12 protein-coding genes are annotated in these 15,521 nt (G+C 67.8%); 3 read left to right on the top strand and 9 right to left on the bottom strand.

Annotated features, from left to right (window positions below; all coding sequences use genetic code 11):
• The 3 genes from ACLD0U_RS09250 (at position 1) to ACLD0U_RS09240 (ending at position 5,231) form a co-directional block, all read left to right on the top strand.
• Positions 1–672 carry a hypothetical protein gene (locus ACLD0U_RS09250; protein WP_410340438.1) on the top strand — a complete coding sequence of 224 codons (672 nt, stop codon included), beginning with the start codon at positions 1–3 and terminating at the stop codon, positions 670–672.
• Positions 669–2,480: a YhgE/Pip family protein gene (locus tag ACLD0U_RS09245; RefSeq protein WP_410340437.1), complete on the top strand. Its 1,812-nt coding sequence runs from the start codon at positions 669–671 to the stop codon at positions 2,478–2,480. Before ACLD0U_RS09250 ends, ACLD0U_RS09245 begins: the two co-directional genes overlap by 4 nt.
• Before the next feature lie 111 nt (positions 2,481–2,591).
• The gene (locus tag ACLD0U_RS09240; RefSeq protein ID WP_410340436.1) at positions 2,592–5,231 is read left to right on the top strand and encodes a penicillin acylase family protein; all 2,640 of its coding nucleotides are present in this window, start codon (positions 2,592–2,594) and stop codon (positions 5,229–5,231) included.
• 102 nt (positions 5,232–5,333) lie between these two features.
• Here ACLD0U_RS09240 and ACLD0U_RS09235 read toward each other — a convergent pair whose 3' ends face one another.
• The 9 genes from ACLD0U_RS09235 to ACLD0U_RS09195 form a co-directional block, all read right to left on the bottom strand.
• Positions 5,334–6,245, bottom strand: a complete 912-nt coding sequence (locus ACLD0U_RS09235) for a hypothetical protein (RefSeq protein ID WP_410340435.1) — start codon at positions 6,243–6,245, stop codon at positions 5,334–5,336.
• Positions 6,246–6,524: 279 nt separating this feature from the next.
• Positions 6,525–6,914, bottom strand: a complete 390-nt coding sequence (gene mnhG / locus ACLD0U_RS09230) for a monovalent cation/H(+) antiporter subunit G (RefSeq protein ID WP_206822589.1) — start codon at positions 6,912–6,914, stop codon at positions 6,525–6,527.
• Entirely contained in the window at positions 6,911–7,180 is a 270-nt protein-coding gene (locus ACLD0U_RS09225) for a monovalent cation/H+ antiporter complex subunit F (protein WP_206550839.1), read from the bottom strand. Before ACLD0U_RS09225 ends, mnhG begins: the two co-directional genes overlap by 4 nt.
• The gene (locus ACLD0U_RS09220; RefSeq protein ID WP_224818473.1) at positions 7,177–7,758 is read right to left on the bottom strand and encodes a Na+/H+ antiporter subunit E; all 582 of its coding nucleotides are present in this window, start codon (positions 7,756–7,758) and stop codon (positions 7,177–7,179) included. Before ACLD0U_RS09220 ends, ACLD0U_RS09225 begins: the two co-directional genes overlap by 4 nt.
• Positions 7,755–9,320, bottom strand: coding sequence for a Na+/H+ antiporter subunit D (locus ACLD0U_RS09215; protein ID WP_410340434.1), 1,566 nt, complete (start codon positions 9,318–9,320; stop codon positions 7,755–7,757). The genes ACLD0U_RS09220 and ACLD0U_RS09215 overlap by 4 nt, the downstream gene beginning before the upstream one ends.
• Entirely contained in the window at positions 9,317–9,877 is a 561-nt protein-coding gene (locus tag ACLD0U_RS09210) for a Na(+)/H(+) antiporter subunit C (RefSeq protein WP_410340433.1), read from the bottom strand. Before ACLD0U_RS09210 ends, ACLD0U_RS09215 begins: the two co-directional genes overlap by 4 nt.
• Positions 9,877–12,849 (bottom strand): Na+/H+ antiporter subunit A, encoded by a 2,973-nt coding sequence (locus ACLD0U_RS09205; protein WP_410340432.1) that lies wholly within the window; start codon positions 12,847–12,849, stop codon positions 9,877–9,879. Before ACLD0U_RS09205 ends, ACLD0U_RS09210 begins: the two co-directional genes overlap by 1 nt.
• Before the next feature lie 59 nt (positions 12,850–12,908).
• Complete coding sequence (locus ACLD0U_RS09200; RefSeq protein WP_410340431.1) at positions 12,909–14,189, bottom strand: hypothetical protein; 1,281 nt, start codon at positions 14,187–14,189, stop codon at positions 12,909–12,911.
• Positions 14,189–15,517, bottom strand: coding sequence for a glycosyltransferase (locus ACLD0U_RS09195; protein WP_242521933.1), 1,329 nt, complete (start codon positions 15,515–15,517; stop codon positions 14,189–14,191). The genes ACLD0U_RS09200 and ACLD0U_RS09195 overlap by 1 nt, the downstream gene beginning before the upstream one ends.
• Positions 15,518–15,521: the final 4 nt, after the last annotated feature.

Raw genomic sequence — 15,521 nt, 5'->3', positions numbered from 1 at the left:
ATGAGGGTCGCACTGCAGAGCATCACGAAGGGGCGTCGCGGGCAAGTGCTGCCGACCATGGACATCGTGTTCGAATCCGGGCACGCCCGCTTCATCCGTGCCGAGACCGAGCAGCGCCCGACCGTGCTCGGCCTCATCGCCTCGGGGCGGATGCGCCCCGACTCCGGCACGGTGACGATCGACGGCGACGCCGACGCGGGTGCGCTGCGGCGTCGGGTGGCGCTGGTCGATGCCCCGGCCGTCAGCGACCCGCCTCCCGACGTTGCCGTCGGCGCAGTGGTGGGCGAAGAGCTCATGTTCGCCGGACGCCCCGCCACACCCCGTCACGCACGTCGCTGGTTGCGGATGCTGGGGTTCGACGATCTGATCAGAACACCGATCGGCGTCATCGACCCGGCGGCGCGCGTGCGCATCCTGTGCGAATTGGCCGTGCTCCGCGCCGAGGTCGAGGCGCTGGTGCTGGTGGCCCCCGACCGCCACGGTGGACGGCCCGATGGCTGGTGGCGCATCGCATCGGAGTTCGCCGACCGTGGGTACGCGATGCTCGTGATCGTGGGTGGCGCAGCCGCCGCCGTCATCTCGACCATGCCCGAGACCGTGCACGCCGAGCATCTGTCAGATGCCGGCGCTGCCGCACAGATCACCCCCGCCGCAGAGAAGGACGCCCGATGAAGGTCCCCTCGATGATCGCCGCCGAACTGCGGCGACTGGTGGCCAGCCCCATGGCCGTAGTGGCGCTGATCGCGCTGCTGGCCGTTCCCGTGCTCTACGGCGGGCTGTACCTGTGGGCGAACCAAGACCCCTATGGCAAGTTCACCGAGGTCCCCGTCGCGCTGGTGGTCGACGACACCGGCACCGGTGACGCCGAGAACCCGCAGAACTACGGATCGGACGTCGCCGAGCAGCTGCTGAGCGACGGCTCCTTCGACTGGCGGGTGATGACGGCATCCGAGGCCGGCGCAGCGCTCTCGGACGGCACGGTCGATTTCACCGTGACCATCCCCCGCGACTTCTCAGATGCACTCGCCTCGGCCTCCGGCGACCACCCCCGCCAGGCGCGCATCGAGCTCGAGACGAACGATGCGAACAACTATCTGGCCTCATCCATCGGCACGCAGGCGGTCGAACGCATCCGGCGTTCCGTCGCCGAGATGGTCGGCTCGGAAGCGGCCGGTCAGCTCCTGACCGGCCTCAGCGATGTGCGCGCGAACCTCGCCGACGCCGTCGACGGCACCGGACAGCTGCTCGATGGCGCCCACTCGGCGAAAGACGGATCGTCATCCCTCGCCACCGGGCTGGGAACCCTCGCCGACGGGACCGATGCGCTCGCCCTCGGGGCCCGCTCGCTCGCCGACGGCGCCGCACAGGTCAGCGCCGGAAACCGCAAGCTGGCCGAAGCAGCCGATGACGCCGCCGTCCACGCCCAACAGGCGGCCGATGCGCTGCCCGGCGTGCGCGCGGATCTCGCCGCGGGCATGGCCGAACACGGACTGACCGCCGAGCAGATCGACGCCGTGCTCACCGACCTCGATCCGCTGGCCGCCCGCCTTCAGGACGGCAACACCGCCGCACAACGCGCCGTCGACCAGGTCGATGAACTCGCCGCGGGCGCGCAGCGGCTCTCCGAGGGCGCCGCACGACTGTCCACCGGCACTCGGGACGCCGCCGATGGTGCAGCATCCGCCCGCGACGGCGCCGCACGTCTCGACGACGGCCTCGGTGCTCTCGGCGACGGAATCGGATCCCTGCGCGACGGCCTGGCCTCCGGAGTGGCGGCGATTCCGGCATCCACCGCCGAGCTGCGCGCCGCGCAGGCCGACACCATCGCCGACCCCGTGCACGTCTCCAGCGACAAGGTCGCGGCCGCGCGCGACTACGGTCAGGGCCTCGCGCCGTTCTTCGCCGCGCTGGCCGGGTGGATCGGCATCTACGCCCTGTTCCTGATCGTCAAACCGATCTCACGGCGCGCGGTGACCGCGCTGCACTCACCGCTGCGGATCACGCTGGCGGGATGGCTGACACCGGCGATGCTCGGCGCCCTGCAGATGGTGGGCCTGATCGGTGTGCTCGGCTACATGCTCGGCTTCGACTTCTCACACCCGTGGGGATCACTGGGCGTCATGGTGATGGCCTCGGCGACGTATGCGGCGATCATTCTGGCGCTCAACGTCTGGTTGGGTTCCGTCGGTCAGTTCATGGGCCTCGTCCTGATGGTGCTGCAACTGGTGACCGCGGGTGGCACGTTCCCCTGGCAGACGCTACCCGAGCCGCTCGCCGGACTGCATCACGTGCTGCCGATGGGATACGTCGTCGACGCGCTGCGCCAGTTGATGTACGGCGGTGACCTCACCCGAGCCCTCTACGACCTGGCGATCCTCGCCGCATGGCTCATCGGCGCCCTCGCACTGGCGGCCGTCGGAGTGACCCGGATGACCCACCGGCGCACCCTGCGCGACCTGCAGCCCAGCCTGATCGGGTGATCCTCGGCAGCGCGAGCGGGAATCGGTAGTATGCGAGGACGCGCGCGACCCGAGACGCGTGCGCGGCCTCCGTGACACGGAGTCCCACGTACTACCCAAGGGCCTTCACCGATGATGAGCACAACCAGCGACCCGAACCGACGCTCCCTCGCGGGACGCCTCGGCCGTATCGCCTTCGTCGTGGTCGCCGTACTGATCACGATCGCCACCGCCGCCGCGTTCTTCCTCACCTGGACCATCCAGCGCTCGTTCCCCCAGACCTCAGGCGAGATTCAGCTCAGCGAACTGGACGCCACGGTGACGGTGCAGCGAGACGACCGCGGCATCCCCACGATCACCGCCTCGACCACGCACGATCTGTTCTACGCGCAGGGGTTCACGCACGCGCAGGACCGGTTCTTCGAGATGGACTTCCGGCGGCACGTGACCTCGGGGCGCGTCGCCGAGATGTTCGGTGAGTCCCAGGTCGCGACCGACAAGTTCCTGCGGACGCTCGGGTGGCGCGCCATCGCCGAAGAGGAGGTCGCGAACCTCGACGAGACGACGCTCGGCTACTACGAGGCCTACGCCGACGGGGTGAACGCCTATCTGGAGTCCCGCTCCGGCGCCCAGCTCTCACTGGAGTATGCCGTTCTGGGCATACAGAACCCGGACTACGAGCCCGAGCCCTGGGAGCCGGCGGACTCGGTCGCCTGGCTGAAGGCGATGGCCTGGGATCTGCGCACCAACGTCGAGGACGAGACCGACCGTGCGCTGCTCGCGGCCCGGCTGCAGGCATCCGGAGCGTCGGATGCTGAGAACACGGCCGTCATCGAAACGGCCTACCCGCCCTACCCGTTCGCGCAGAACCCGGTGATCGTGCCGACGATCTCGGCGGTCGAACCCGTGCAGGCCGATGCTGAGCCGGCGGCCTTCGGTGGCGCGGGCGATGCCGGGGTCACCGACGCCCTCGCCACGGTCGAGTGGCAGGAGGCCGAGAGTGTGCTCGCCGCGGCGAGCATGATGATCGGCGGGGTCGGCGAGGGCATCGGGTCGAACTCCTGGGTCGTCTCAGGTGACCTCACCGAGAGCGGGATGCCACTGCTGTCCAACGACCCGCACCTGGGCGCCTCGTTGCCCTCGGTCTGGTACCAGATCCAGCTCAAGTGCGAAGCCGTTGGCGAGCAGTGCCCCTTCGACGTGGCCGGGTTCTCGTTCTCGGGAATGCCGGGCGTCGTCATCGGACACAACCAGACCGTCGCCTGGGGCTTCACCAACCTCACCACCGACGTCACCGATCTGTACATCGAGAAGCTCGACGGCGACCAGTACTGGCGCGACGGTGCGCTGACGCCGCTCGAGATCGAGCAGGATGTCATCAAGGTCGCCGGCGGCGACGACGTGCCGCTGACCATCCGCCGCACCGTGCACGGTCCGATCATCTCGGGCCTCACCGACGACTTCACGTCGATCGCGGAGTCCCCCGTCGTCAGCGCGGGCGATGCGGTGCTCCCGCTGGAGGGTGCGCCCGAGGTCCCCGACGGTGAGAGCGCGGTAAGCCTGCGCTGGACCGCTCTCGAGCCCGGCACCACCGCCAGCGCCCTGTTCGCGCTCAACACCGCCCAGAACTTCCAGGAGTTCCGGCGGGCAGCATCCCTCTTCGACGTCCCGGCGCAGAACCTCGTCTACGCCGACGTCGAGGGCAACATCGGCTATCAGGCGCCCGGGCGGCTGCCGATCCGCGGCGCCGGCGACGGCTGGCTGCCGCAGGCCGGCTGGGACAGCGCCTACGACTGGGAGGGGTTCATCCCCTTCGAAGAACTCCCGGTGTCGTACAACCCGCCGCAGGGGTACATCGTCACGGCGAACAACGCGATCGTCGATGACGACTTCGAGCACTTCCTATCCCGCGACTGGGACTACGGCTACCGCGCTGCGCGCATCGAGCACCTGATCGAACGCAAAGCGGCAGCCGGACCGATCACCGCCGCCGACATGCGCGACATCCAGATGGATGAAGAGATGTGGATCGGTAAGCAGCTCGCCGTGGTCATGGACCGCGTCGCTGTCGAAGGCGAGGGGCCGCAGGCGGCCATCGAGCTGTTGCGCACCTGGGATGCCCAGAACGATCCAGACTCGGCAGCCGCGGCCTTCGCCAATGTGCTGTGGTCGAACCTGGCGCAGAACGTCTTCGTCGAACGCGAGGTTCCGCTTCCGGTCGGCGACCAGGGCCGCCTCTTCACCGTCGTCGGCACGATGCTCGACGACGCGGTCGACCCGATGTGGACCAACGAGCGCCTCGGCACCACCGACATGTACTCAATGCTGGCGCTCTCGGCCGAGCAGGCCTATGCCGAACTCGCCGAACTGCAGGGCGAAGACGTCACCCGCTGGAGTTGGGGGTCGCTGCACGCGCTGCCACTCACCCACGACACGCTGGGCACGTCAGGTATCGCGCCGATCGAGATGCTGTTCAACCGCGGGCCGTACCCCGTCGGCGGCGGCTCATCGGTCGTCAACGCCACCGGATGGGTGCTCGGCGAGTCGTACGCCACCGCGACCGTCCCGTCGATGCGCATGGTGATCGACCTGGCAGACTTCGACGCGTCGACATGGAACCACCTCACCGGGGCCAGCGGGCATGCCTTCCACCCGCACTACACCGATCAGACAGCGGACTGGGCGAAGGGCATCCAGACCCCCTGGGCCTTCACCCCGAAGGCGGTGAAGGCCGCGGCCGTCGACACACTGACGCTGACCCCGGCCGGTTAGCCCCTGCCCCTGGCATCCGCACATCCGCCCCCCATCCCGTCCCTGCCACCCCGCCCCTGTTCGCAACTCCGGAGACTCTCGGGTTTTCCGGGCTATCCGCGGTCAAGCCCCGCCAGATCGCCCGTTTCTCCGGAGTTGTGAACGCCGCCGCCTCTCGAACAGCGGTCCGATCACTGCGATCACGTCCGTGATAGCTGCCCGCACTCGGTCAGGCCGATTGAAGATATCGGCCGCGATCGGCCGGATCGTGACGTATCCGAGTTGCGCGGCCATCAGATCACGCGCCCGATCCTCCACCTGCTGCTCCCATCCCTCGTGGAACTCGCGGCTGTCGCACTCGATGATCAGCCATCCATCGACCACGAAATCCACGCGGCCGACGCCGACCAGCGTGACCTGAGTCTCGAAGGGCACGCCCAGCGCGCGCAGCATGAGCCTGACGAATGTCTCGGGTCCGGACTCGGCCGAGGCGTCGACCAGAGGCAGAAGCGCCTGGAACCTCGCGGGCAGGCTGCGGAAGATCCCGACGATCTGCTCCCGTGTCAGCAGTCGGTGGTGCAGCACGCTGTCCACGGTCGCGATCGCCGCACGGGGCGCCTGACACCGGATGGACTCACGCACGGCATCCCATACCGATACCGCGTGGGCAGTCCCCGGCTCGTGACACGGACTCCAGTGCATCGTGGCAGAGCGAGATCGACGGTGACGGCTGCGCGAGAGCTGCGGCGACACGTGCACATGCGCCGCGGGCTTCTCCAGAACGAAGACGCCGATCAGGTGCAGCAGTGTCACGCACCCGATGCGACCGCCGATGTGCACCGCGTCGGCGATGTCGTCGGGGACCTGATGGGTGACGTAGTGACCGCGTCTCAGTCGGAACAGTCTGCCGGCGCGCACCGCTGCGGTGATGCCGCGCGCGCCGAGCCCCTGGTCGAAGAGGTCCGCTCGGCTGTAGATACGGATCCGCTGCAGGTCTGCAAGACGCTGAGCGACGGTCGGCTTCGAGACAGGCATGCACGCGATCCTGGTCGGCTGGGCGGCGGCGCGGACCTGAGTTGCCCGATCTGTGGACGGAATCGCCGCTCACGTTGTCTGTGCACGACGAGTGGAGTGCACACAACTCCGGAGAAACACCCGCGGATGGGCCCCGAACACCGCTATAGGTCGGTCTGCCGCAGGTTCTTCCGGAGTTGCGAACGAGAGAGCGTCGGATGCCCGGGCCGGGCCTCCTGTGAGTCAGCCCGCTGCCGGTGAGTCAGCCCGCTGCCGGTGAGTCAGCCCGCTGCCGGTGACTCAGCCCGCGGCCGGCGGGGTGCGCTTCGACTCGGCGTACTCGTCGACGACCAGGTCACGCGATTGAATCGTGCCGTTGCGATAGGCCTGGCGCCCGACCATGTGCGCAGACAGCGGTGCGGTCACGAACTGCAGCAGGATCACCGGTGTGCTGATCACCAGGCCGAGCAGGATGCCGCCGACCGTCCGCTGCGAAACAGCGATCGCCAGGCAGATCAGAAGCAGTCCCAGCACCTGCGGCTTGGTCGCTGCGTGGAGCCGGGACGGCACGTCGCGGAAGTGCAGCAGACCGACCGCGGCCGAGAGGCACAGGATCGCACCGATCAGCACGAGCACGAGCACGATCGTGTCGGCGACGGCCTCTGGCAGTTCGAGTTCCAGCACGTTCATGATGTCGTGTTGTCCCTTCGCGCCACATAACGCGCGACGGCAATCGACCCGAAGACTCCAACGGCGGCGATGATGAGCAGCACAGGCACGTTGCGGGTATGACCGTTGATCGCCATCTCAGCGCCCAACACGCACATCACGAGCGTCAGCAGCACATCTGACGCCACCGCGCGGTCGAGGATCGATGGTCCGCTGACGATCCGCACCACGCACAGCAGCGCGGCCACGGCGAAGACCACCAGGATTGTCACCATCAGAAGGCTCATCGTGCACCTCCGGCACGGGCACGGGACTCATCGGCCTTGAGAGCACGATACTGCTCCGGCGATCCGACGGCGCGAACGATGCGCTTCTCCCACCGAAGCACGCCGTCGCGAAAAGCGTCGACGTCGGCGCGGTTACGGACCCCGATGACGTGCAGGTACAGGATGCGACGGTCACGGTCGCTCTCTGCGACGAGTGATCCGGGGATGAGCGAGGCGGTGACGGCCACGTGGGTCATGACGATGTCGTCGGCGTATCGGAGCGGGATCTCGATGATGGCAGCCCCGGGCTGACGGCGGAAGTCGAACACCTGAATCGCCACGCTGATCGCACCGGCGACGACGGCGCCCAGGAACAGCACGATGAACACCAGGACGTACCAGAGGTTCACCCGTCCGACCAGCTCGACGGTGGGCAGGCGGAAGACCCGGGTGACGAAGATCGCGACGATCAGCCCGCTGACCAGGGCGAGCGGCGTGAACTGGTGCCACAGCAGCATCCACAGCACGACCAGCCAGAGCAGGAACGGCAACTGCAGCAGCAGGTCGCGCACGGCGCCGCGCTTCGATACGGGGCTCATCGACCGGCCTCCTCATCGATCTGCGTGAGCGTGACGGGCTGCAGCAGACCGGTACCGATGCTGTCGCAGAGTGCGTAGAGCGGTCCGGCGAACACGGTCAGCGCGAGCGTCACCGCGACCATCCCGCCGGTCGCGATCTTCATGATCGCGGGGATGGCACGCGTCTCCTGTTGGACGTCCGCCGCCGGCGCGTTCCCGAGGTGCGCCAGACGCCCGGTAGAGGTGGCGATCTCGGCGCCCTCTTCGTCCTCGCGCCAGAACGCCAGGTTCCACGCCCGCATCAGCGCGTAGAGGGTGAGGAGCGAGGTGAGGATGCCCCCGAAGATCAGCACGATCATCAGCGGCGTACCCACCGAGGCCGCGGCCTCGAAGAGTCCGATCTTGCCGATGAATCCCGAGAACGGGGGCAGGCCTCCGAGGTTGATGGCGGGTACGAAGTACAGCACGGCCAGCAATGGTGCGGCCTTCATCAGGCCGCTGACTCTCAGGATCGAGGTGCTGCCCGCCTGACGTTCGATCAGGCCGACCGCGAGGAACAGTGTCGTCTGCACGACGATGTGGTGAACGATGTAGTAGACGGTCGCCCCGATGGCTGCCTCGGTGGCGATCGCGAGGCCGAAGATCATGTAGCCCACGTGGCTGACGAGCGTGAACGACAGGATGCGTTTCAGCTCTGCCTGCGCGACCGCGCCGAGCACCCCGACGATCATCGTGGCCAATGCCACGATCATCAGCAGATCGTCGACGCTGTTCGATGCGAACAGCTGCGTCTCTGTGCGGATCAGCGCATAGACACCGACCTTGGTCAGCAACCCGGCGAACACCGCGGTGACCGGTGCGGGCGCGGTGGGATACGAGTCGGGGAGCCAGAACGACACGGGGAACACGGCCGCCTTGATACCGAAAGCCACCAGCAGCAGCAGATGCAGCACCAGCTGCGTCTCCTGCGGCAGTTGGGCGACCCGTTCGGCGATCTGCGCCATGTTGACCGTACCGACGGCTCCGTAGATCATCGCGATCGCGGCCAGGAACAGGATCGATGACACGAGCGACACGACGATGTACACCGCTCCGGTGCGGATGCGCGACTCGGTGCTGCCCAGGGTGATCAGCACGTACGACGCCACGAGCAGGATCTCGAAGCCGACGTAGAGGTTGAACAGGTCGCCGGCGATGAATGCGTCGAAGATGCCGGCGGCGAGGATCAGGTAGGTCGGATTGAAGATCGAGATCGGTGTCTCGCCGTCGCCGTCGGCAGATCCCTGACCGATCGAGAACAGCAGCACCGCCAGCAGCACGATGCTCGAGACCATCACAAGTAGCGCGGCGAAGCGGTCGACGTACAGGATGATGCCGAACGGCACGGGCCATCCCCCGACCGACACCGCGAAGGGTTGGTCGGCGGCATGCACGGCGGCCAGCAGCACAGCGGCGATGATCGAGACCGCCGCGAGTGTGCCCGTCGTCACGATGATCTGCAGGCGCGGGTTGCGGCCGAAGATGAGCGCGACAGCCGCGCCCAGCAGCGGCAGCATCACGATGAGGGGGACGAGTGCGCTCATGCGTTCGGCTCCCGTTCGTCGGATGCCCCGCGTGGGGCGTCGGATGCCCGCGGAGCCAAGGGTGTGTCGATCGGGGCGTCGTCCCGAATCGACGGGTGATCGCGCATGTTCAGCACGGTGATGGGCGAGGTGACGACATCGACGAAGTCGGTGGTGGCGTCGTCGTCGCCGGTCTCCGATTCATCGTCGAACAGCTCCTCTTCGGCATCCGTGCGCTCGCGAAGCGCGATGTCGACCTCGTCGTCCTCGACCGTGTCGGCCTGTCCGAGTTGCCACGAACGGTAGATCAGGGCGAGCAGGAACGCCGAGACGGCGAAGGTGATGACGATCGCGGTCAGCGTCAACGCCTGTGGCAGCGGGTCGCTGACCGGGCCTTCCGCACCGTAGAACGGCGCACTTCCCGGAACCCCCATGACGATCAGCAGCAGCAGATTGGTCGCGTTGCCGAGCAGCAGGAAGCCGATCAGCACACGGGTGAGGCTGCGTTCGAGCATCGCGTAGACACCGGCGGCGAACAGCACGGCCATGATGACGATGAGGGTGAGCGACACATCCATCAGCTGCTTCTCCCCCCGGTGCGCGGTGGTGCCGCCGCGAACTCGCGCTCGGGATGCCGCAGCTGGGCGGTCTGCCGGTCGACCTCGGCACCGAGGCTGCGCAGCACGTCGAGCACCAGACCGATCACCACCAGGTAGACGCCGATGTCGAAGATCGTCGACGACACGAGCTCGAGATGACCGAGAACGGGCACCTCCCATTCCCACACCGCGCTCTGCAGGGGTGCCATGCCGAAGAAGAGCGGCATCAGGGCTGCGCCGACGGCGAGGGCGAGGCCGGCTCCGAGCAGGCGCCCGGCGTCGGTCGGCGCGGCCGCGCCGAGTTCCCAGCGCCCTCCGGCGATGTAGCGCATCACCATGGCCATGCCGGCCACGAGGCCACCGGCGAAGCCGCCGCCCGGCAGGTTGTGCCCGGCGAACAGCAGGTAGATCGACACCACGATGATGGTGTGGAACAGCACCCGCACGATCACTTCGAGCAGGATCGAACGGTCTTCGGCTTTGATCTGCTGCCCGCTGACCAGCCAGGCGCGCGGCGCACCCTGGTTCTCGGAGGTCTGGAAACGCAGTCCCTGATCGGTCTCGACCAGGGGGCGTCGTTCCCGGCGCCGGCGGCCGGTCGCCGGGAGGTCGCGTGTGGCCGAGAGCAGGTCGGCGCGATGCGAGACGAAGACGAGGGATGCCACCCCGGTGGCCGCCAGCACGAGCACGCTGAGCTCGCCCATGGTGTCCCACCCGCGCAGGTCGACCAGTGCGACGTTGACGACGTTCTTGCCGTGCCCGAGGTTGTACGCGAGGTCGCTGAACTCGGTCGAGATCGGCTCGAAGATGCGTGCCTGGGTCGCGACGATCGCGACGAACGCCATCGTGACACCGACGCCGATGGCCAGCACCGCTCTGGGTAGCCGGCCCACCGAGGCGTTGTGCTCTCCCATCCGTGCCGGCAGCCGCCGCAGCACCAGCGCGAAGGTGACCATCGTCACCGTCTCGACGAGGATCTGCGTGAGGGCGAGGTCGGGCGCACCGCTGGTCGCGAACAGCACCACCATGCCGAGTCCGGTGACCGAGACCAGCACGACGCCCGTGTAGCGCTTGCGCGCTCGCACTGCGATCACGCCGGCGATCGCCATGACGGGGGCGACGACGATCTGCGCCGGCGTGTGCCACGCCGACAGTTCGAGCCGTTCGGGGGCGGCGGCCACGAGTGCGGTCGCCTCGGCGGCGAGCAGCACGATGAAGATGGTGCCGACGTAGAGAGGCAGGGAGCCGCGCTGAGTGAGTCCGGTCGTGAAGACCGAGATGCGGTCGATGCCGCGCATGACCGCGTAGTACGCGTCGGCCGCCGTGAACCGAAGCAGCTTGCGCCGCCGGTCCCAACCGGATCGGATGCTGAGGATGAACAGTCCGATACCGACAGCGATCGCTCCGAGAGACAGGAAGAGCGCCGGTTCGAGCCCGTGCCAGAGCGCCAGGTGACCGGGTTCGGGCGAGGCCGCCGAACCCGCTGGCAGCGCCGTGACGGCGTACCCCTGCAGGGCGGTGTCGACCGTCGGCGCGCCCAGTCCTGCCGCGACCGTGACGCCGGCCAGGATGATCGGGGCAGACAGGAAGCCCACCGGCGGATCTGGCCATTCCGTATCAGGCATAGAAGTGCCCGTGGCGTCCTTCTTGCGCCAGAACGCCCCCCAGAGGAACCGTGCGCTGTATGCGGCGGTCAGCATGGACCCGATGACGACACCGATGAGCGCGACCCAGCCCCAGATCGAGCCGTGCTCGGCGTCTTCCAGCAGTGCGGTGAGCGCGGATTCCTTCGCGACGAAGCCCAGCGTGGGGGCGAGGCCCATCATGGATGCGGCCGAGATGAATGCCGCGGTCGCCAGCACCGGGGCTTGCCGGCCCACGCCCGACAGCTCGTCGATGTCGCGTGTGGAGAGCTGCCGGTCGATGATGCCGACGATGAGGAACAGTGCTGACTTGAACAGGGCGTGTCCGAGCACCAGTGCCAGTCCCGCCAGCGCGGCGGCCGGCGTGCCGTAGCCGATCACGACCGACAGGAAGCCCAGCTGGCTGACGGTGCCGAACGCGAGGATGCGCTTCAGGTCGGTCTCGCGCAGCGCCTGGATACCGCCGAGCAGCATGGTGAACACGCCCAAGCCGATGACGATCGGCCGCCAGGGGTCGGCGAGGGCGAAGACGGGCGCGAACCGTGCGATGAGGTAGATACCGGCCTTCACCATCGCGGCGGCATGCAGATATGCGCTGACCGGGGTCGGTGCGGCCATCGCACCGGGCAGCCAGAAGTGGAACGGGAAGAGGGCGGACTTGCTCACCGCGCCGATCAGCAGCATCACCACGGCGGCGTCGATGAGGGGTCCGGTGGGCTCGATCTCGAGCAGCTCACGAATGCTGGAGGTACCGGTGTCGACGACCAGGAGGATCGCACCGACGAACAGCACGAGTCCGCCGAGAGTGGTCACCAGCAGTGCCTGCAGCGCAGCACGCCGGCTCGAAGCGCGCCGCCGGTAGTGGCCGATGAGCAGATAGGAGAGGATGCTGGTGAGCTCCCAGAACATGACCATGACGATCAGGTCATCGGTGAGCACCAGCCCGTACATCGCGCCGGCGAATCCGAGGAGCACGCCGGCGAACTGCCCGACGTCGGCGGCGTCATCGTGAAAGTACCACCGGCAGTAGAGCAACACGAGCGCGCCGACACCGGTGACGATCAGCGTCATCACCCACCCGAGCACGTCCATCCGCATCGAGAGGTTCAGCCCGAGCTGCGGGATCCAGCTGTACGACTCGAAGGGCACCGTTTCGGACGACAGCACGGCGGGTGTCTGCGTGAGCGCGTGCACGAAGGCGGCGCCGGGCACCAGGGCCCCGAGCACAAACGCCTGCGCTCCCAACCAGCGCACCAGGAACGGGAGCAGCAGAGCTCCCGCGAGGAACACGGCAAGGAGCAACAGCATAAGCGGCTCCTCGGGGTCGTCGGGGCCTTCCGGCGCGGAGGGAGGTTTCGCTTCTCAGTCTACGGGGTGGCCTTATCGCGCCACTCCTGCTGCAGCACGTTCCAATGCGCATCGGTCATCAACGAGGCAGGCGTCACAGAGACCGACCGGATGCCGAAGTCGCTCGCCACCGCCAGTTCTGTGCGAAGCACGTCCGGCGAGATCGCGCCACCGCCGAGCCACAACCCGATCTCGAGCGAGTAGCTCTCTGGAGCCGGACCGAACAGCACGGAGGCGTAGTCATCGGCGTCGAGCACCCCGATCCACTGGTTGACCCCGGGGAAGTCCCAGACGTTCAGGCGATCGGCGTGCTCGAGCATGCGGGGGTAGTCCTGTCCGATGTCGGCTCGCGTGGGCGTGTGCACGTCGAGCGGGCCACGCACGTCGGCGGTCAGTTCGACACCGTGCGGGGTGAGCACCTGATCGAGCTGGGCGAGCACCCCTGTCAGGGCGTCGGTCTTCCATGCGGTCACCGCCGGGTGATGTGCGTCGACGCCGCCATCGTCGCGTCGCGGCCAGTCGTTCATCCCGCTGACGCTGCGGAAGTCGACCAGATCGGCCGGCCCGTACACGGTGGTGTCGAAGAAGAGCTCGGTGATGTTGATGGCATCGGGCTGGTAGCGCACTGCCAGCTCTTCGGCGAGCGCGATCAGGCGGCCGCTCAGTTCATCGCTCTTCCAGGCGCTCAGGCTCGCGAACAGGTCGGATGACCATCCGCCCACCGTCTGCCCGGCCGGTACGGTGCCGCGCTGGATGTCGCGCCCGAACAACGTGTCGATGCCAAGGATGACGGTACGGCTGGTGCCGTCCGGCGCGCAGCGGAAGACGTTCACGGCTTCGCCGACGTAGTCGCGACCGGTCTTGATGACATCCGACGACTGGTTGCGTTCGTTGCCGGCCCACGGAAACTCGATCCAGTCGAGTCGCCCGACCGAGATCGAAACGGTGTTGGCCCCGACCTGTTCGAGTCGTGCGGCGAGCGCGTCGAGGTGCCCGGGACGTTCGTCGACGAGGTCCTCAATCCCGAAATTCACCGCCCGGTGGGCGGGGATGTCGGATGCGGTTGGCGGGGCCGTCTCGGATGGGCATGTCATCGTGATGGGCTCGGGCGTCGGGGTCGGAATGACCACCTCGGCGCGCGGACGCTCCGTGGGCGTCGACGCCGTCGCCGCGGGCGTCTTCGCGGGCGCATCACGTGTGGCGATGACGGCGGTGGCGATGATGGCACCCACGAGCACGACGAGAGCGAGGATGCCGGTGATCGACCGACGCCAGGAGTGCGGCGGGGATATCCCTGACATCAGGCGGCTTTCCCGACCGGGACCATGCCCGCAACCGCACCGCCGGTGACCACACCGGTGCGCTGCAGCTTGTTCCAGCGGGCCGGGGCACCGCGCACCTCTTGCACGAGCGCGGTGACCATGGTGAGCCCCATCGCCATCGAGTAGATCGGCCAGAACGGCAGCGTCCACAGGTAGCGCAGGTCGCGCCAGGCCGCGTTCAACACGATCGCGAGCAGCACCAGTGCCAGGCTGAGAAAGACCCCTAGCCACGACAGCACGGCCATCACCTCGGGAGCGGCGGGCTGTGGTTCGAGTAGGAGGGCCCCGCCAAGCGCGATCAGCACGACCATCTGTGAGGGGGGCGCGATGATCATCGCGAAGGTGTTCAGAGCCAGGAAGCTACCGAACACCCCGTGGTTCGGATTGCCGATCAGGCGCCAGTGGATGCGTGTCGTCTGCAGCAGTCCGCGCGACCAGCGCACCCGCTGACGCCAGAGTCCGCGCAGGGTCGAGGGCGATTCGGCGTAGACGATGGCACGGGGCTGGAAGACCACGCGGTAGCCCGCGGCGTACACCCGCCAGGTGAGTTCGAGGTCCTCGCCGATGGTGTCTTCGCGGAAACCGCCGATCTCGCGCACGAGCGATGCGCGGAAGGCGCCGATGTTGCCCGAGACGATCGGCAGGCAGTGCAACAGCGAGAGGGCGCGGCGGACCAGCCCGGTACCGACGTGGCTCATCACCGAGAGCATCTGGGTGAGCGGTCGGTCGGGGTTTGCCGGCCGATCGTCGCCGCAGACCGCGCCGACGTCCGGTGATGAGAGCCCCACCAGCAACCAGTCGATCGTGCGTGGCGTGAACAGGCCGTCGGCGTCGACGAACAGCAGCACGTCACCGCTCGCCTCGGCGATCCCCCGGTTGAGAGCGGCACCCTTGCCCGCATTGGCCTGATGGATGGCGCGGACGCTCGGATGCCGGTGGACGATGTCTGCCATGACGTCGCCGGTGTCGTCGGTGGAACCATCGTTGACGATGATCACCTCGACATGCGGATAGTCGCTGCGCATCACCGAGTCGACGCAATTGCGCAGCACGATGCCCTCGTTGTACGCCGGGATGATGACCGACACCGTGGTGCCGTCCAGGTACCGCAGGTGTCGTGAGCTGCGCCGTCGCGCGGACCTTCCCGCGAACCCGCGCACTCCTGGGCCAGGCCCCGCTTTCAGGCGCGCACGGCGCCACGGGGTCGTGCGCAGACGCGCCTCGAACCACAGCGCCAGCGGCACGAAGACGAGTTTGACCACACTCACTGCGAACAGCAGGATCGCAATGGTCTGAACGACCTGCATCAGA

The sequence above is a fragment of the Microbacterium sp. 2216-1 genome (assembly GCF_046507855.1).
GTDB lineage: Bacteria > Actinomycetota > Actinomycetes > Actinomycetales > Microbacteriaceae > Microbacterium > Microbacterium esteraromaticum_C.
Note: the sequence above shows the minus strand (reverse complement) of the source record. Positions and strands in the feature narration are given on the sequence as shown.